The sequence below is a fragment of the Paenibacillus sp. MDV22-iso6 genome, from assembly GCF_058408365.1.
In genome coordinates, this window is record NZ_JBZVDZ010000003.1 from 252076 (window position 1) to 271089 (window position 19014).

At 50.1% G+C, this 19014-nt stretch carries 16 protein-coding genes; 7 read left to right on the forward strand and 9 right to left on the reverse strand.

Annotated elements, in window-relative coordinates; translation table 11 throughout:
• Nucleotides 1-912, reverse strand: a complete 912-nt coding sequence (locus tag AC4PM4_RS10435; RefSeq protein ID WP_491613553.1) for a glycosyltransferase — start codon at nucleotides 910-912, stop codon at nucleotides 1-3.
• Nucleotides 912-2210 (reverse strand): hypothetical protein, encoded by a 1299-nt coding sequence (locus AC4PM4_RS10440; protein ID WP_491613554.1) that lies wholly within the window; start codon nucleotides 2208-2210, stop codon nucleotides 912-914. The genes AC4PM4_RS10435 and AC4PM4_RS10440 overlap by 1 nt, the downstream gene beginning before the upstream one ends.
• 429 nt (nucleotides 2211-2639) lie before the next feature.
• Between AC4PM4_RS10440 and AC4PM4_RS10445 the strand changes: the two genes are divergently transcribed.
• The 4 genes from AC4PM4_RS10445 to cydC are packed head-to-tail and all read left to right on the forward strand — an operon-like array spanning nucleotide 2640 to nucleotide 8882.
• On the forward strand, nucleotides 2640-4055 hold the full coding sequence (locus tag AC4PM4_RS10445) for a cytochrome ubiquinol oxidase subunit I (RefSeq protein ID WP_491613555.1): 1416 nt from the start codon (nucleotides 2640-2642) through the stop codon (nucleotides 4053-4055).
• Nucleotides 4039-5055: a cytochrome d ubiquinol oxidase subunit II gene (gene cydB / locus AC4PM4_RS10450; protein WP_491613683.1), complete on the forward strand. Its 1017-nt coding sequence runs from the start codon at nucleotides 4039-4041 to the stop codon at nucleotides 5053-5055. Before AC4PM4_RS10445 ends, cydB begins: the two co-directional genes overlap by 17 nt.
• Before the next feature lies 1 nt (nucleotide 5056).
• Entirely contained in the window at nucleotides 5057-6931 is a 1875-nt protein-coding gene (gene cydD, locus AC4PM4_RS10455) for a thiol reductant ABC exporter subunit CydD (RefSeq protein ID WP_072733745.1), read from the forward strand.
• Between the two features lies 1 nt (nucleotide 6932).
• Nucleotides 6933-8882 carry a thiol reductant ABC exporter subunit CydC gene (gene cydC / locus AC4PM4_RS10460; protein ID WP_491613556.1) on the forward strand — a complete coding sequence of 650 codons (1950 nt, stop codon included), beginning with the start codon at nucleotides 6933-6935 and terminating at the stop codon, nucleotides 8880-8882.
• Between the two features lie 206 nt (nucleotides 8883-9088).
• On the opposite strand, the gene AC4PM4_RS10465 is transcribed toward cydC, so the two are convergent.
• From AC4PM4_RS10465 to AC4PM4_RS10475, 3 genes are all read right to left on the reverse strand, one after another.
• The gene (locus tag AC4PM4_RS10465; protein WP_491613557.1) at nucleotides 9089-10048 is read right to left on the reverse strand and encodes an MraY family glycosyltransferase; all 960 of its coding nucleotides are present in this window, start codon (nucleotides 10046-10048) and stop codon (nucleotides 9089-9091) included.
• A 123-nt stretch (nucleotides 10049-10171) separates the two neighbouring features.
• A complete protein-coding gene (locus tag AC4PM4_RS10470; RefSeq protein WP_491613558.1) occupies nucleotides 10172-10987 on the reverse strand; it encodes a hypothetical protein in 816 nt (271 codons plus the stop codon).
• 63 nt (nucleotides 10988-11050) lie between these two features.
• Nucleotides 11051-11368, reverse strand: a complete 318-nt coding sequence (locus tag AC4PM4_RS10475) for an ArsR/SmtB family transcription factor (protein ID WP_491613559.1) — start codon at nucleotides 11366-11368, stop codon at nucleotides 11051-11053.
• A 161-nt stretch (nucleotides 11369-11529) separates the two neighbouring features.
• Here AC4PM4_RS10475 and AC4PM4_RS10480 point away from each other — a divergent pair, with 161 nt between their 5' ends.
• Nucleotides 11530-11904: a hypothetical protein gene (locus tag AC4PM4_RS10480; protein WP_063567344.1), complete on the forward strand. Its 375-nt coding sequence runs from the start codon at nucleotides 11530-11532 to the stop codon at nucleotides 11902-11904.
• A gap of 375 nt (nucleotides 11905-12279) precedes the next feature.
• Here the strand turns inward: AC4PM4_RS10480 and gntK are convergent, their stop codons facing one another.
• The 4 genes from gntK to AC4PM4_RS10500 form a co-directional block, all read right to left on the reverse strand.
• Nucleotides 12280-13830: a gluconokinase gene (gene gntK, locus AC4PM4_RS10485; RefSeq protein ID WP_491613560.1), complete on the reverse strand. Its 1551-nt coding sequence runs from the start codon at nucleotides 13828-13830 to the stop codon at nucleotides 12280-12282.
• 129 nt (nucleotides 13831-13959) lie between these two features.
• Entirely contained in the window at nucleotides 13960-14787 is an 828-nt protein-coding gene (locus AC4PM4_RS10490) for a carbohydrate ABC transporter permease (protein ID WP_063567342.1), read from the reverse strand.
• Between the two features lie 21 nt (nucleotides 14788-14808).
• Nucleotides 14809-15675 (reverse strand): carbohydrate ABC transporter permease, encoded by an 867-nt coding sequence (locus AC4PM4_RS10495; protein WP_090952660.1) that lies wholly within the window; start codon nucleotides 15673-15675, stop codon nucleotides 14809-14811.
• A 129-nt stretch (nucleotides 15676-15804) separates the two neighbouring features.
• Nucleotides 15805-17079 carry an ABC transporter substrate-binding protein gene (locus AC4PM4_RS10500; RefSeq protein ID WP_491613561.1) on the reverse strand — a complete coding sequence of 425 codons (1275 nt, stop codon included), beginning with the start codon at nucleotides 17077-17079 and terminating at the stop codon, nucleotides 15805-15807.
• 322 nt (nucleotides 17080-17401) lie between these two features.
• On the opposite strand from AC4PM4_RS10500, the gene AC4PM4_RS10505 reads away from it, so the two are divergent.
• Together AC4PM4_RS10505 and AC4PM4_RS10510 are read left to right on the forward strand one after the other, a co-directional pair.
• Nucleotides 17402-18169 carry a GTP cyclohydrolase II gene (locus tag AC4PM4_RS10505; protein WP_090952186.1) on the forward strand — a complete coding sequence of 256 codons (768 nt, stop codon included), beginning with the start codon at nucleotides 17402-17404 and terminating at the stop codon, nucleotides 18167-18169.
• 259 nt (nucleotides 18170-18428) lie between these two features.
• On the forward strand, nucleotides 18429-19007 hold the full coding sequence (locus tag AC4PM4_RS10510) for a glycerol-3-phosphate responsive antiterminator (RefSeq protein ID WP_491613562.1): 579 nt from the start codon (nucleotides 18429-18431) through the stop codon (nucleotides 19005-19007).
• The last annotated feature ends 7 nt before the right edge of the window (nucleotides 19008-19014 follow it).

Sequence of the window (19014 nt, forward strand, 5' to 3'; positions counted from 1 at the left end):
TCACTGCTCCTCCTTCCACGGAATCAGTCGGGGCTCCGGATCAAGAATCGATTCATAGTGCTCCAGGCTGCCCCACTCGCCGTGTGGATCAATTCGTTTATAACGCAAATATTTCCGAACCCGATCCTCCAGACTTCCGGCCCAGCCCAGATGCTGGACTTTCAATTCTGTGCTGATTCCAGGCAATACAGTGCAGGGCAAGGGAAGACGAGGCACATGATGATTTTGCTGCGGATAAAAGTAAGGATAACCTGGCATATAACGGACCAGGGAAGCGGTATGACGTCGGTGAAGCCCCCAAAGGTCATCTTCCCGATAGTGGGTTCGTCCGCCCCACATATCGTAGAAGCGGAAAGCGATCCAGTCCGCGTGATCCTGGTTAATCAGAGCGCGTATTGCTTTCTTCGCTTCCGTGCTGTATAGCTCATCGGCATCAACCGAGAGCAGCCAATCCGGGGAGGTACCTGCCGCTGCTTGCCATAGAGCGTTGCGTAATCGCCATTCCTCCGCAAATAATGGCTTTTCCAGCACTTCCAGACGAACGACCTTTGGATAGGCTCTGCATATATCGGGTGTTCCATCTGTGCTGGCATCGTCCACAATGACGATCTCATCTACGAATTCACTCAGATCGTCCAGCACTTCCTCCAGATATCGCCCGCGCTCGTTACGTACCTGAAGCATGGCGGTCAGTTTATTGCCCTGACTTTTACGAACCCGACGAACGGAAAACGGCTCTCTGAATAGGCCTGTATCCTGGTGTTTTGCAGCATGCTGCTGATCGCCTTGCCCCTCTGGGTCAGCATGCAGCGATTCCGGCGTTTCCGTTGGAGTATGAGTTGTTTCGGATCGTATATCCTTGTGCACCATCGGTCCATTCACATGTTGTCTGCGCTTCTTCGGGTCCAGCATCATGGCACCTCCCCCAGCAATTGCTGGACGGCTTGATCCAACAGCTCCATCTCGACGATTCGCGCAAGAGCATCTTCATCCTCCAGTGCCGTCTCCAGAAATTGTCTCACCGCCCCGTGACGTTCTCCGCGCAGAGCCAGAGCTAGACCCGATAGCTGCCGATAATCCTGTCGGCTGGGGCTATCCTGAATATCCACTGCATGCACCAAATCTAATGCATCTTCCACACGTCCAGTCTCCTGATAGATACGAAATTTCCAATGCCGTGCCGTTTCGCCTCCGAGTTCATCCAAAATGTGCAATGCGTTTCCATAATCATCATTCAGACGCAGCAGTTCTGCCCGGACAAGCTGTTCCTCCCCGGCCTCCAGCCAGCGACAAAGTTGTTCATAATGGTGCCGTTCCTGATCGTTACCTGCGCTGATTCCATACACCTGCAACGCGTTCTCGATTTCCCCGGCCCTTGCATGAATCGCGGAGAGGAATCGATAGTGGGAGCTTACACAATCATTGCGCCCGTTTAATACCGCGTGAGAGAAGGCTTCCTTGAGTGAAGTGGCCGCTCTGGAATCCTCTAGCACATATTCATAGGCTGCCAGCAAAAAGGAAATCGTCTCATGCGCTCCTGCTTTGGAACGAAGCTGACGATAGAAGTCGGCCCGCACACTGCATTGCAGCTGGGTGACCGTATCCTGAACACCCGAGAGCGTCTGTCGCAGCGCATGCAGGAATAGCAGTTCATAGTCCCGGAGAGGGACCTCGAGGTCATCCTTTTGCATGACACCAGCAGGAGAGGTATCCTCTCCATTCAGCCAGATGGCGCGTACCCCCTGGAATACCAGCTTCATATAGCGTGTTTCTGAAGTCGTGCCCACCAGATCGGCGATACCGACCAGTCTTGAAATGCAGCTCTCCCATAAGGGGGACTCCGCTTCTTCACCAACTGGCTCGGGAAGAAGTACAATACAGAGCTCCGGATGGAGCGAGGCTGTGGCGGTCAGCCAGTAGGGATGCGCAACCACAGCAACCGTACGGGGCTCCTGCAGCAATTGTTCTGCTTCGGGAAGCGTGATGACGGTGATATTCGCAGGCATTTCCTCGGAGCGCTCCAGGCTACTGACATAGTAGACAAGCCCTTCCGCAACCATCAGAGCAGCGATGTCTGGATAGGGAAAAGCAGACCATCCTCCCTTCCGGGGGAAAAGGACATAACGAAAGGCAGGCAGGGCCGTACTTGACTCTTCTACATCTACCCCTTGATAAGGCTCCGGGTCCGGGATCGGAGACAGCTCTTCCATTGATGAATCACCTCACTTGATTTGCATTTTTGTCCGTTCATGGATTGAAGCAGTACCATCTGATAAACATCGGATTGGCGCTGCTTTGAATGATATCAATGAATCCAATAATTCAATATGTAATGCCTTTTTTGCCCAGCGTATTTTATGCCTGAGACTAACATATGGGCGTTCCGTCCTAAACATGAGCATCTTCCGTGAATAGACGAAGCTGGCAAGCTCTAACATTAGGCTTGTTTTTTTCTATTGTGTGACCATCGTCACTTTTTTTTGCTGTCATGGCAGGGTTTGTGATAATTGTCACATGTATAAAATAGTCTATCTGGCACAATACGTTCATCAATACGTGTTTGGCTGACAGAAACTGAAGAAGGGGCTTCAATGCCAAATACGAAAACTGCGATATGAACAGAAAGAAGGGGTAACGGTATGGATCCGATCATGTTATCGCGTATCCAATATGCGCTCACAACGATTTTCCATTTCTTTTTTGTACCGCTGTCCATTGGTCTTGTACTGCTGGTAGCGATTATGGAGACGTTGTACGTAGTAAAGGGTAAGGAAGTTTACAAAACGATGGCCAAATTTTGGGGCAAACTGTTCCTGATTAACTTTGCCGTCGGTGTGGTCACAGGTATCTTTCAGGAATTCCAGTTCGGCATGAACTGGTCCGAGTATTCCCGGTTTGTCGGGGATGTGTTCGGTGCGCCACTGGCAATTGAAGCCTTGCTGGCGTTTTTTATGGAGTCTACCTTTATTGGGCTTTGGATTTTCGGATGGGAACGCTTGTCCAAGAAGGTGCATCTGGCCTGCATTTGGCTGGTATTCATCGGCACATTCCTGTCTGCGCTCTGGATTCTGGCAGCCAATTCATTCATGCAGCATCCGGTTGGCTTCGAGATTAATAATGGCCGCGCTGAGATGAATGATTTCTTTGCACTGATTACGAATGGTCAACTGCTGGTAGAGTTCCCACACACGATCTTTGGTGCCCTAATGACAGGCGCATTCGTCGTAACCGGGATTAGTGCTTACAAGTTGATGAAGAAGCAGGATGTGGAGATCTTCCGCAAATCGTTCAACACTGCCATCATAATTGGTCTGGTTTCCTCGCTGGGAGTTGCCTTCTCGGGTCACTTCCAGGCGCAATATCTGGTGGAGACGCAGCCTATGAAAATGGCGGCCAGTGAAGGAACATGGACGACGACGGAAGATCCGGCACCATGGACGGTGGTAGCCTTTGTTGATCCGGACAAACAGGAAAATTCCGGCGAGATCAAAATCCCTGGATTGCTCAGTTATCTGTCCTATAGCAAGTTCTCTGGCAGTGTCAAAGGCATGAAGGAGCTGCAAGCGGAGTATGAGCAAACGTATGGACCAGGGGACTATATTCCACCGGTACGGACGACGTTCTGGAGCTTCCGCATCATGATTGCTGCGGGCGGATTGATGATTTTGCTAGCGATCTACGGTACATTCCTGGCGATGCGCCGCAAATTAGAGGGAGCAGGCAAATGGTTTATGCGCTTGATGGTGTTTGCCATCTCTCTGCCGTTTATCGCCAATACATCGGGATGGATTATGACTGAGGTAGGAAGGCAGCCGTGGACGGTATTCGGTTATATGACGACGGAAGCCGGGGTATCCCCGAACGTAAGCGCAGGTCAGATTTTGTTTTCCACCATCGCATTTACAGTCACTTATGCAATCCTGGGAGCGGTGATGGTCTATCTGTTCGTTCGTGAAATCAAGGCAGGGCCATATGCAGTCGAAAAGCCGGAGGAGCATGATGAATCGGCCGATCCGTTCGGCGTGGATGGGGGTTATTCTGTTGTCACTAAGTGAGTTGTGGTTTTTGCTGATTGCCGTCTTGTTTGTTGGTTTTTTCTTTCTGGAAGGTTTTGATTTTGGTGTGGGCATGTCCACTGCAATGATTGGCAAAACGGATCGTGAACGTCGTACTCTAATCAACTCGATCGGTCCGTTTTGGGATGGCAATGAGGTCTGGCTGATTACGGCAGGGGGTGCAATGTTTGCAGCCTTCCCGCATTGGTACGCCACGCTGTTTAGCGGGTTTTATCTGCCACTGGTCGTGGTGCTGCTGGCTTTGATCGGCCGCGGAGTTGCCTTTGAATTCCGCAGCAAGATGAGACATGAACGCTGGCGCAAAACATGGGACATCATTATCGTAGTCTCCAGTGCGCTACTGCCATTCCTGTTCGGGGTTGTTTTCGCTACCTTGATGAAAGGTCTGCCTATTGATGCGCAGATGCAGCTCCGTCCCGGCTTCCTGGACATCGTCAATCCGTATACGGTGGTAGGTGGGTTGAGCGTTACGTTGTTGTGTCTGGTGCACGGTTTGCTGTTTGCTTCATTGCGGACCGTCGGAGATCTTAGAGAACGTGCCCTGAATATGGCCAAAATACTGATGTTGCCGCTGGCCGCGATCCTCGTGATCTACGCTGTGATGACATACTTCATGACCGATGTGTTTGCCGTACGCGGCTGGGCTCTCTGGATTATGGTTGTCCTTGGCGCTGCTTCATTGGGTTTGGCCGCTTACTTCGTGCGACAGAAACGTGAAGCCTGGGCTTTCGGCATGACTGGAGCCGTGATTGCAATCGCGTTTGCCTCCGTATTTATCGGTCTGTTCCCAAGGGTCATGGTGAGTTCAATGGGTTCGGCGTTTGACCTGACGGTCTACAATGCTTCATCCGGTGCATATTCGCTAAAAGTGATGACGATTGTGGCTTGTACGCTGCTTCCGTTTGTACTCGGTTATCAGATCTGGAGTTATTATATTTTCCGCAAACGTCTGAACGACCAGCATCACCTGGAGTACTGATATGGGACGGGGGCTGTTGAAGCTGCCGGGCATTCGACCGGTACTGGCGCTGGCTTCAGCGCTGGTACTGTTGCAGGCAATGACGATTATCATGCAGGCGAAATGGCTGGCACAGGCGATTACGGCATTGTTTCAAGGTTCACCTGTAACGGAGCAGTACCCAGTGCTGCTGTTGTTCCTGGCCGCTTTTGCCGCCCGCTATGCCCTATCGTTCTGGTTGCAGCTCATCGCTTCGCGGTACGCGGAGAAGACAGGGAACGATCTGCGTAGACAGATGGTGGAGCAGTGGTTCCGGCTGGGGCCGCGTTTTGCCAAAACGGAAGGAACAGGGCACCTGGTAACCTTGGCACGCGAAGGAACAGCCCAGTATAAGACGTATCTTGAACTGTTTATTCCCCGAATGCTGGGGATGGGGTTCACGCCAATCGTTATTCTGTTCTATGTCTTCAAGCTGGATATGATGTCCGGGGTTATTTTGACGCTGACGCTGCCGATCCTGATTGTGTTTATGATTTTGGTGGGGTTGGCTGCACAACGCAAGATCGATGGACAGTTCAAGTCGTACAAAGCGCTGGCCAACCATTTCGTAGATACGCTCCGTGGACTGGAAACACTCAAAACACTGGGACAAAGCGTTAAGCATGGAGAAACAATCGTTCGGGTCAGTCAGCGATATCGCAAGGCTACGATGTCTACGCTGCGTATGGCTTTTCTATCCTCCTTCGCACTCGATTTCTTCACCATGCTGTCGGTGGCTTCGGTGGCGGTTGGATTGGGGCTGCGCCTGACGGAAGGACATATGCTGCTTGGACCAGCGCTGACCGTACTCATTCTCGCGCCGGAATACTTCCTGCCTGTACGAATGGTAGGCGCAGATTACCACGCTACACTGGACGGTAAAGAGGCCGGGGAATCGATCAGCCAGATGATTGAACGAGGGAAAATGGCCGAACGTAAGCAAAAGGAAGCATACACGAGTGCTGTTCTGCATGGGGTGTCAGAAAAGAACGGAGAATCCTCTTCTTCTGAGCTTTCTTCTGGCCTAAGCGGTGTGGCTCCATCCACCATACGGGTGGTCATGCGTGAGGTGGATGCTCGAAGTGGTGTGGCTGCTTTCTCATCGAAACCCTCTTGGGAGGCAGCGAGCAGACTGGCGCTCACTAACGTACAGGTACGGCATCAGGAAGACGGGCCATGTTCGCTGAATGATGTGACGTTTCAGGTTTCTGGTCTTGGTAAAGTAGGGATTATCGGAGCGAGCGGAGCAGGGAAATCGACCCTGATTGATGTACTGGCGGGTTTCCAGCAGCTTACTTCAGGTCAGATTTTATATAACGGCCAGCCCTTATCTCCAGAGATGATGGAAGATTGGAGAAAACAAACGGCGGCGATTCCGCAGCATCCAACTATTTTCAGTGGCAGCTTAGCGGATAATGTTCGGTTCTATATGCCTGAAGCTTCGGACGCGGAGGTGGCTGACGCCATTCACGCAGCAGGTCTGCATAAGCTTACCTCCTCCTTGCCGAATGGGTTGCAGGAGCCGATCGGGGCTGGGGGAAGGCAGCTCAGTGGGGGACAGGAGCAACGGGTAGCTTTGGCGAGAGCTCTGCTTAGTGCGCGCCCGATCCTACTGCTGGATGAGCCGACTGCGCATCTGGATGTGGAGACCGAGTATGAACTGAAACAGACGATGTTAACGCTGTTTGAGGGTAAGATGGTGTTTTTGGCAACACATCGACTGCATTGGATGCCCCATATGGATCGCATTATCGTGATGGAGGGCGGCACGGTTGCAGAGACGGGAACACATGAGGAATTGTTGGCCCGACAAGGCGTATATTACCAGATGATTCAGGCCCAGATGGAGGCGGTGTAAGATGAAAGCCGGATATGAGCAGACAGAAACAGCCCGGAGCGGGAGCAAAAAGAATAGCTGGATCACTCCGTACGTGGCACAGTACCGCTGGAGACTCGTGGCAGTCATTGCGCTGGGGATATGCGCTACATTATGTGCTGTGCTGCTGCTCTTCACCTCCGGGTTTCTGATCTCCAAGTCGGCGCTCCGTCCTGAAAATATTTTGATGGTATATGTACCTATCGTGGGTGTTCGTGCATTTGGGATTTTCCGTGCCGTATTCCGGTATGTCGAACGTCTGGCGGGTCATGATGCGGTTTTGCGTATACTCGCGGATCAGCGCGTGAAGCTGTATCGGATTTTGGAGCCGCAGGCACTGTTCCTGCGCTCTCGTATGCAGACGGGAGACGTACTTGCTGCTCTTGCAGAGGATGTAGAACGACTGCAGGATATTTACCTGCGTACAGTATTTCCGGCGGTTACGGCGCTCATGATGTACGGTGGAGCTGTTGTGGCCTTTGGCAGCGTTGATCTGGGTTTTGCAATGTGGATGGGGTTGTATATGCTGTTTCTGGTTGCCGTGCTGCCAGCCATTTCCCTCCGAGTGACTTGGAAGTTGCGAGTGCGGCTGAAGCGGGAAAACGCCAAGTTGTACACTCGTCTGACCGATGGTGTGCTTGGCCTCGGGGATTGGATAGCGAGTGGACGAGCTGAAGAATTTGTGCGTCAGCAGGAAGAGGCTGAAGGACAGGCAGATATGATTCGACTCCGCTTGCGGCAATGGACGCGCTGGCGTGATCTGGTTGCGCAGTGCGTGATTGGACTGATGGTGGTATCCGTGACCTTATGGGCGGGAAGTGCGGCTTCTGCCGGACAGCTGCCTGCGGTTATGATTGCTGCATTTGTGCTGGTGTTGTTTCCACTCACGGAAGCACTGCTGCCCGTAGGAGATGCGGTGGAGCATATCCCGCAGTATCGTGAATCGCTGGAACGATTGCAGCACTTGGAAGGTGAAGAGCATCTGCCAGAACAGTCTGGAACTGAAGAAGCGAAAGCAGCAGCCGGAGCCAAAGATGATATGACGACAGGTATATCAGGCAGCAATCCTGTAGAAGGACAACAGCTGGGTTCTCTGGAGCGTAAGGAAAAAGCGTCGGACCGACGTATCCGCCTACGTATTCCTCCCAGATTGCGAGCCGATATTCAGATCGATCAGGTGAGTTATCGTTATACGTCAGGTGCTCCATTGGCTGTGCAGGAGGTGTCTCTTCATCTTCCGCAGGGCAAACACTTGGCTATACTCGGTCGCAGCGGCGGTGGGAAATCAACCCTTCTGAAGCTCATTCAGGGAGCGTTGCTCCCATCTGCCGGGAACATATTCATCAATGATCTTCCAGTACAAACGATGGGCGAAAATATAACGGATGTCATTGCGGTGCTGAACCAAAGTCCACATCTATTTGATACAACAGTAGCTAACAATCTGCGGATCGGCCGTCCGCATGCAACAGACGAGGAAATCCAGCGAGTGGCTGCGCAAGTAGGTTTATCCGATCTCATTGAATCTTTACCGCAGGGTTATCATACCCCGATGCTGGAGACAGGACTTCGTTTCTCTGGTGGAGAAAGACAGCGGATTGCACTGGCTCGGGTACTTCTTCGCGAAACGCCTGTCGTTATTTTCGATGAACCGACTGTAGGACTTGATCCTGTAACGGAGCGAGCGCTCATGCGGACGATTCTGGACAGCATGCAGGGCAAGACGATGATCTGGGTCACCCATCACCTGATGGGAGTGGAACGGATGGATGAACTTATTTTTATGGAAAATGGACAGATCACCATGCAGGGTTCTCACGAACAATTGCTAGCCCGGGAAGAGCGTTATCGCCGTCTCGTTGAACTTGATCGACCGGGTTGGGCAGATGGGCAGCAACCTGCGGTCACGCTACCACCTGTAGCCTCAAGATAAGAGCGAATATAAGGTGCAGGTGCAGATGCAGGCAGGGCAGGGATCGGATAGAGTATGGCGCGTTGACAGAAGTTTGTGCACGAATCGGTAGTTACTCTATTAAAAGGATAATTCACTTCGTCAGTGAAATAGCAAAGAGACGAGCCATAGGATCAGTGGGCTCGTCTCTTTTTTTACATCTTTTGTTGAAACGTTTGTTACTAATATTACATCTCTACCAGCATCAAAATAATGGAAGAGAGGCATAGACAGGTACTGATGAGATACAGGACGCCAACCACCTGTTTGTGATTCAGGCCAGCGCGCAGCAAGCGATAATGGGCTTGACTTGCATCTGCCTGATAGATGGCTTTGCCTTGAATGAAACGTTTGATGACCACAAAAATGTTGTCGAAGATCGGCACACCGAGTGCCAAAATCGGAATGAAGATAGACAGCATGGTCGCTTGTTTGAAAGCACCATCCAGGGCGATTACCGCCAGGATGAAGCCGAGAAACGTAGCTCCTGCATCGCCCATGAACACTTTGGCGGGGGCTTTGTTATATTTCAGATAACCCAGGGTTACACCGACCAGTGTAATGGCCATAAGGGCAGAATCGGTTTGGCCTTTGGTCATTGCCACGATAAATAGTGTAATGGCTGAGATGGCGGACAAACCGCCTGCCAATCCGTCCATGCCGTCCGTGAAGTTAATGACTGTTGTCACACCGAAGATCCACAGGATCGTCAGAATAAATTGCAGCCAGATCGGAAGCATAATGTATTCGGAATTGAAGGGATTCACGAACCCGGTGAACGCAATGCCGGAAGCAAATACGAGCACTGCGGCAGAGACCTGTACGAGCATCTTGGGCAGGGCAGGGAAGTCTTTGCCTTTGGTTTTGTACCAGTCATCAACTGTACCAATCGTTAACAGAAGCATTCCGCCGGCGACCAGGGCCGCCGTTTCCCATGAAATTTCTTTCGTAAGAACAATGTATGTCAGGAAGAATCCAGTAAATATCGCGTAACTCGCCGTCAGTGGAATGGGCTGCCTGTGCAGCTTACGCTCCACATCTTCTCGGGGCTTGTCCACAAAATCGAGCCGATGTGCCAGTCGACCAAGCGGCGGAATAAGCAGAACCACGACAGCAAAAGACAGCATAAAAGCCAGTATGTATACCATAAATTCGCTTGATTCACTCCTATCTACCAATTTCCCCCTATTATACGAGCTAAACAGGAAATCTGTCGATGTCATTATTGTAACCTAAGCTTAATTCAAACTTGTACGAGAGCCAAATTTAGCTTAGAGTTTCTGGGGCAGATAGGAACCAAAGATGGAAATCGCCGCATCTGCACTATAACCGTCATCGCCCTGCCAGGTTGCTGCAAAGTGGAAGTCGCTGTATCCGCCTCTGCTTTTTCGTGGCGTATCCTGCGGAACAAGCAGACCGGATGCACCCCAGATTTCGAGGATCGCGTCGCGTTCCTGTTTGCTCGAAGGAAACAAGCCTTTCCAGCGTTTCTCCAACCCGCGTGCACTCTCATGGGGTTCGCAGGTTTGCGCTGCTTCAAGCATGCTCACAAGTATAGCGATGTCTGCGTCAGTCACTTCATAAATGGCTTCCTTGCTAGCCAGCAGTAGATCCAGATCCATCAGGCAGTATAACAGGTTATTATGGCGAACCCCGCCCCACTTTACCCGTTCAAAGTTCAGTACATTCAGATCGACGTCCGTGTACGTCTTGTCCGATTGCAGGCGCAGGAAGTTGCAATCCCCACAGGAGCTGGTGTTGGCATGCAGCGTGCGGCGTTCCTCGTAGGTATGCAAAGGCAGTTGCGATGTTAAAGCCCAGCTGGAAAGGGCGCTGCGCAGATAAACTTTTTTGGTAGATAAACTGTGTAAAAATGCCGATACTACCCGTCGCTTGATGGAGTTGTCCTGATGAATCTCATGCAAACGTGCGACGATCTCATCATGGGTAATGGTCAGTGGATCGAACATAACACCTCTGCTTTTGGCATATTCAAAGTCATCCCCCGAGAAGGGAGCAGATATTGTTTTCCAGCCGCCGCTTCCCCAGAAGGTGCCCAGCAGAATTTTTGCCGCCTTTTTATCCAAGAAATCAACCTCCTTTATACAATCCATAAGATGATGTATCGCAAGATTCAAGCTTCGTTTTCCTTAATGTACATATTCCTCGGTTGTATTCAGAATCAGTTCTACAAGACCGGGAAAACGAGTGTTCAAATCGTCCTTCCGCAGAGAATAAAAGTGCTGTTTGCCTTCAATGCGAGGCCGGATAAGGCCTGCTTCACGCAAGATTTTGATGTGATGAGACAACGTTGATTTGGAAATATGGTCTACTTCGAAGGCGGAACAGTTTTTCTCGCCAGAGCTGGCCAGACAGTGTGCAATTTTCATCCGTACCGGATCACCAAGTGCGTTGCAGACCGTGGTCAGATTCAATTCCGAAGCCATAGGTATCGTTGGAGTTTTCATATCTATGACGGTAGCATATTCGACAATCTCTTTCAATGTTTGATTTTTTTCGAACTAAGGGTTGTTCTGGAGATATAAAGTGTGGTACATTTCATCTCAGTTAGTTTGAAATTTTTCGAACTGAAATCCAAATCAGCTTATCAACCTCAGGAGGAATACCCATGACTACCTTGTTAAACAACTATTTCCGTTTATTTGACGCTTCCCGTACAGACGAACGCGCGATGCAAGATTTGTTGTCCCTGTTTACACCGGATGCCGAGATTGTGTTGAACGGCACCAGCAGAACGGGATTTGATGGTTTTATGAAGGCTTTCTATGAATACAATAGCGATGTGAAACACATGTGGGACGAATGGAAGCTTCAGCCGGACGGTAGCTATCAAACGAACTGGGCGGTATGCGGACAAGCTGCGGACGGAACGGTATATGCCAAAACAGGCATCGATATCGCTCGTGTGAATGAGGCGGGACAGATTGTGTATTTGGAAAATGTGCAGGCAGATAAGGATGCATTCAGCAAATATAATGGATGATTGCAATAATTAGGATATAGATGCATATCCAGATTGAAATAGAAAGGGAGCAACCGATCGATTACTTTTCGATTAATTGTTCTCTTTTTTTGTCGTACTCCGGATCAGTTAGGCGTTAATTTATTTCCTACAGATAGTTCAAAGTTAGGTGTTTTATTTGGATGCATAAATGTTCTTTTGTGGTTCTTCTTATTGAGATACTTCGTTATCTATCTTGCATATCATGTCACCATTGCTGATGGTGTGGTGGGCAATGCAACTATGGTACTTGGGGTATTTGTACAAAAAAAGTACATGAAGAAGGGCCACCCCATATGTCATAGACATAGTGGGATGCCCCTCTTTAACGTGCAGCGATTCGTTGGCGTAGCTAACTCACTTCTGCATCGTTTTATTCTGAAAAGCAGCGATATCGGCATACTCTTCTTTAAACTTGCGGGAGATGCGGATGAAGATCGGCAGCAGTTCGCGATAGACGCGAACGCTATCCGGGTCTGGCTGATGCCGATGCGTCGATCCAATCATGCCGGAGACGGCGCTGAGGGAATCGATGCGGCCAAGAGCATATAGCCCCAGTACGGCTGCCCCCAGGCAGGAGCTCTCGATACTTTCGGGAATGATGACATCCTGGTCGAAAATATCAGCCATCATCTGGCGCCACAGCTCAGAGCGGGCGAATCCGCCCGTGGCCTGAATCTTTTTGGGACGTCCGATCTTCTCTTCAATCGCCAGCATGACGGTGTACAGGTTAAACAAGACACCTTCGAGAGCAGCGCGAATCATATGCTCCTTCTTATGATGCAGCGTCAGGCCGAAGAACGAACCGCGTGCATTCGGATTCCAGAGTGGGGCCCGCTCACCCGTCATGTACGGATGGAACAGCAGGCCTTCCGAGCCTGGTGGTACATTTTCGGCGACACGGGTCAATACTTCATACGGATCAATGCCGAGTCGTTTTGCTGTCTCTACCTCGGATGCCGCAAACTCATCCCGAATCCAACGGAATATCACCCCGCCATTGTTGACTGGACCGCCAATCACCCACGCATCCTCAGTGAGCGCATAACAGAAGAAACGTCCTTTTGGATCGGTGACCGGCTTGTCCACGACGGTACGAATCGCCCCGCTGGTCCCGATGGTAACCGCCACGACGCCTGGATCAATGGCGTTTACGCCCAGATTGGAGAGCACGCCGTCACTTGCCCCGATGACAAATGGCGTCGAATCCGCAATACCCATCTCCTTGGCATACTCAGGATTCAAGCCTTTCTTGAGTACATGTGTCGTCGGCACAAGGCGGGACAGATGATCCGGAGTGATGCCTGCGACATGGAGAGCTTCCTCGTCCCAGTCTAGCTTTTCGAGATTCATCATTCCGGTGGCAGAGGCCATGGAATGGTCAATCACATACTCGGAGAACAATTTATAAAATACGTATTCTTTCATTGAAATAAATTTGTGCGTCTGTTTGAACAGCTCAGGTTGATCTCTGGTTAGCCACAAAATTTTGGTCAGAGGTGACATCGGATGAATCGGCGTACCTGTTCTCAAATAGATTTCGTGACCGTTCATTTCGGTTTTGAGTGCTTCCGTCCACTCGGCACTGCGATTGTCTGCCCAAGTCATCGCCCGCATCAGTGGTTTGCCGTGTTCATCAACAGGCAGAATGCTGTGCATGGCTGAACTGAACGATACAAACAGGATTTCATCCGGTTTGATGCCGGCCTTGGAGGTCGCTTGTTTAACCGATTCTACTACCGCTTTGAAAATATCTTCTGCATCCTGCTCTGCAATCGCAGGAGTAGGGGTATACAGCGGGTAATCGGCACCGCCTTGAGCCACAATGGTTCCGTTCTCTTCAAACAGGACGGCCTTGGTGGAGGTGGTGCCGATATCTACGCCGATCATATAGGGTGAAGAAGCCATTTTGTCATCCCTCTTTCTTGAATATATAAGTGAAATGAATGCTGTCTATTCATCCAACTTATATGGCATCTGGTATTTATCTATAGATAAGAATATCAGACTTGAGGGATGGATCAAAATGCGCGATCCCTAATCCTTTACAGCTCCTGCGGCAATATCGGAGATAAACTGGCGGCTGATGAACAGGAACATCACGATTAGCGGAATAACAGCCAGCAATGTACCCGCGATAACCATCGCGTAATCCGTATTGTACAATCCGTTTAATTGAGACAACGCAATCTGCAGCGTATACTTTCGTGCATCCGTTAAGACGATCAGGGGCCAGAGATAATCATTCCATACACCAATAAACGTGAACGCACCGAGGAAAGCAAAGGCAGGCCGCAGAATGGGCAACGCTACATTCCAATAGAGCCGGAAAAAATTACAGCCGTCGATTCGACCGGCATCCAGCAGGTCATTCGGTATGGACTCCGTGGCATATTGGCGAATCCAGAAGATGCCGAAGGCGTTCACCATGCCCGGAATAATGAGGGCTTTGAAGGAACCAACCCATCCGAACGTCGCCATGAGCACGAAGGAAGGGACCAGCGACAGCTGGGAAGGCACCATCATGGTGGCGAGCAGCAGGACGAAGAGCCATTTTTTACCCGGGAATTCAAACTTCGCAAACGCAAATCCTGCCAATGAGTCAAAAAACAGCACCAGTACCGTCACCAAGCCCGATACAAACAACGTATTCATGAATGCGCCCCAGAAGTCAATCTGCTGAAGCACCCGACTGACATTATTCCATAGCTCGCTCCCAAACCAGAGCTGAGGTGGGAACTTATAAATGTCGGACGTCGTCCGGGTAGACATTACAATCAGCCAATAGAACGGGAACATGGAAATGAGCATGCCCCCGATAAGACCGGTATACAACACCAGCGATTTGAGAGATTTGGACGTCATGAGCGCTCCCCCCTTGTCACATCAGGATGACTTGCCTTGAACGAGCTTCCAGTTCACAATCGAGAACAGGGCGATAATGAGGAACATGCCCCAACCAACCGCAGCACCGTAGCCAAAGTAGTTATTAATGAAAGATTCGCGGTAAAGGTACAACACAATGGTCATTCCGGCTGCGCCTGCGCCGCCATCGTTACCCACGAGAATTTGTGGCTCGGTGAATAGCTGCATGCCGCCGATCGTCGATGTGATCACAGTGAACAGAATGACGGGACGCAGCATCGGAATCGTAATTCGGAAGAAAGACTGTATCCCGGATGCGCCGTCAATCTTGGCTGCCTCGTACAATGTCTGCGGGATGCTCTGAAGTCCGGCCAGATAGATGACTGCGTTGTATCCTGTCCAGCGCCAGACCACCATGGAGGAGATTGCCACTTTGATGCCCCATGGCGCGTTCAGCCACTCCACCACTGGAAGTCCGACGGACTGTAACAGATAGTTGAGAAACCCGTAGTTGTTGGCAAATAGGGCACCGAAGATAATGGCGACGGCCACGATGGACGTCACGTTCGGCAGGAAATATCCCACGCGAAACAGCGTACGGAACTTCACAAACGGTGCATGCAGCAGAAACGCAATGATCAGGGCAAAGAACAACATCGGGATGGTCGCGTATATCCAGATCATGAACGTATTGCCCACCGCTTGCCAGAATTCTGCATCGGTCAGCATATATTTAAAGTTGTTTAGTCCGTTATAGGTCATCACACCAATGCCATCCCATTTGTGGAAGGCCAGATATAAGGAAAAACCGATTGGAAACAGTCCAAACACGGCAAACAGAATATAAAACGGGGAGATCGCCACATAGAGTGCACGATGTTCCCACATCCGGGACAAGAGTGATTTCTGCCGATCCAAATCCGGACTTACCTTCCCCGGATCCGGAGTGAGGCGAGGTTCGGTTACAGCCATATGAATTCCTCCTTTGCGGATTGCCATCTCATAAGAGTGTTTGAATTAACGCTGTAACTCCCGCTCAACACGGTGAACCGTATCAGGCCAGACCTGCTCCGGGTCGGCATTTTGCTTCGCAATATCATTCAGCCGCCGAGTAATGATGTTGTGCACCGAAGGGTATCGTTCGCCAAAGAAAGCCTCTGGCACATGCTGTGCCGATTCGGCAAATACAGGCCCTGTTGCCTGTCCGCCGAAGAAGGGTTCTTCTTCTTTCACCGCCGGTGTATCGAACACACCAGGTGCCGAAGGAAACAGGTTCAACGTTTTGTACTGTTCAAGCTGGTTATCTGGGCTTTGCAGCCACTGGATGACTTCGAACGCTTCTTTTGGATGTTTGCTTGACTTCAAAATGGACAGGAATGATCCACCGTTATTGCCGTCTCCACCAGGAGCGCGAGTGACTCGCCACTTGCCAGAGGTATCCGGCGCGGCTTCCTGCAGTACCTGCTTCATCCAGACGGCTCCCACAAAGGAAGCGATCTCACCATTATTCATCGCTGCGTTCCAGCCAGGGGTCCAGCCGTCTGCATTAGCGAGCAGCCCTTTTTGCTTGAAGGATACGGCGGTATCCCAGCTCTGCTTGACGAGTGGAGAATCCATGCCGATAAACGAGCCGTCAGGACGGAAATACCGTTCGGTTCCTTGCGATAACACTTGATTGTAAACGGTTCCAATATTGTCGGTTAGAAATACCTTGCCTCCGAACTTTTCCTTGATCTTTTCTCCTGCAGCAGAATAGGCATCCCAGTTGTTGATCTGGCGAGCCACTTCTTCAGGCTCGGAAGGCAATCCGGCCTCTTTAAATAGATCTGCACGGTAGAAGAGGGCTGTCGGTCCCGTATCCATAGGGAAACCGATCATTTGTCCACCCGGTGTAACGCCTTGCTTCCATTTCCAATCCAGATATTGGTCTTCGACGTCACCTGCGCCGAGATCATACAGATTATAGAAACGGTCCTCGCTGGGAAAGAGCTCCATGATCCAATCGTTCAATGCGACAATGTCGGGCTCACCTGAGCGCGCAGCGAGTGTCGTTTTGAGTTTTGCTTTGAAATCACCACCGATTTTCTGGGCGGTCAGTTCAATATTGGGGAACTTTTCCTTGGCCTTGGCAATCAGCTTATCATCGATGGAACGGTTCCAGTACCATAATGTAAGCGCTACCTTTTTATTGCTCGATGAATCGTTCTGTCCCGGCCATATGGAGCATCCGCTCACCAGCATGACACAGACTAGCAGAATGGCTGTCCAGCATGTTCTTTTCCGGCGGATCATGTGATAACCCCCTCATCGTTAAGTTCGAGGCATGAAGTGCGATGGACTACAACATAAGTGTATGAGCAGTTTATAAACTCATACCCAATATTCCTGAAATGAAACACAAATTTGTGTCGGTTGCGTATCATAAATTTATTAGTTACTTTAGAAACAAAAGTTACTTGACACAACATAATTTTTATTTTAAACTTGCTTACATAAAGTAACTAATGATGATGACAATAATATAGATACGTATGATATGCAATCCAGTGATCCATTTTCCGTCTGGATGCGAATCAATTCATAACCAAGATGGCTTAACAGGAGGAACTTACTAATGATTAATTCACATATTATTCAACTGCTTGCCCCCAAAATCCAGACTTTTCCGAGTGGAAAAGAATTCATTTACCTCGTTGGGCCGATTAAGCTTCCGGTGAACCTTGATGGAGAGACACACACCTTCCAGTGGTACAGCTGGATGAAATCGGAGAAAGCTATGGAAAGCGGCGAGCTGATTGAATCTCTCGCTACTGCCGAACTGGCTGAACGTCAGCAATCCAGCGTATTAGTGTACGGTGATTTTGCCGAAGCACAGGAAGCACTGATTCGGATGCACAGCATCTGTCATACGGGCGACATCTTTGGCAGCAAACGTTGTGACTGCGGCTTCCAACTGGAGCAATCGATGAAGATGATTGCTGCCCATGGAGCAGGAGCACTCTTTTATCTGGCGAATCATGAGGGCCGTGGCATCGGTCTGTTCAGCAAAGCGATGGCATACCTGTTGCAAGAGGAAGGTCTGGATACCGTTGACGCTAACCTGCAACTTGGGTTCACAGACGATGCGCGTAATTATGATGATGCCATTGCCGTATTGCGTGCGCTTCGTTCAGCTCCTGTTACATTGATCACGAACAATCCACGCAAGCTTGCTGCTTTGCAGGAAGCGGGACTGAATGTAGGTGGACGTGTGCCACTGTGGGGAGATCGCTCGTCCTTTAACGAAAAATATTTGCAGACCAAAGTGAGCCGTTCTGGTCACTTGGCAGAAAATGATGCATGGGCTGGCGAAGAGACCTTGCTTCCACACGCCCAAGCCTAAAAGGTTGATCCCGATCCCGATCGATCGTTCAATATGATTTTGACATAAAGCCTGTTTGCCATTCTGTCCAATAGACAGGACAATTTAAGCTGTTTGTGTATGCTCCTTCTGGGGTATACATGAACAGCTTTTTTAAGTTTAGAGAATGGAACGGTCCCGTCTCACGCGAAGAATTAATCTGACGGTCCTGACTTTGCTTGCCGTTCATACCATACGAACTATACAATATAGGCATCTGATTTATGCGGGAGGAACGAAGGTGCCATTTGAGGGACAGTATGTGTTACCGGCTGCCAAGAGCATGAAGCAGTTTGAAGCAATGATTGAAGGCCCTTACACTTATGGGGTTATGCTGGATACGCATATTGCGCAGCTTCATAGTCTGCTGGAAGAAGCACGGCGACGTGGTAAAAAAATAGTACTGCATGCCGATCTGGTGCAGGGGCTGAAGAACGACGAATATGCCGCAGAGTACTTATGCCAGCATATTCGTCCGGCAGGACTGATTTCGACGCGAGCCAGTGTAATTCAGAAGGCGAAACAGAAAGGGATTACAGCCATTCAGCGCGTTTTTCTGCTGGATACAAATGCGCTGGAGAAAAGTTATCTTTTGCTGTCCAAGACCCAACCGGATTATATTGAAGTACTGCCCGGTGTTATCCCGCATATTATTGCAGAAGTATCCATACGGACAGGTATACCCATTATTGCAGGTGGGTTGATCCGCTCAACGGAAGAGGTTGAACTGGCGCTGGAAGCCGGAGCTACTGCAGTAACCACTTCCAACGCGGACCTGATTCGGCACTACAAGAAATCGCATACAGAATATAAGCAGTAATCCCACA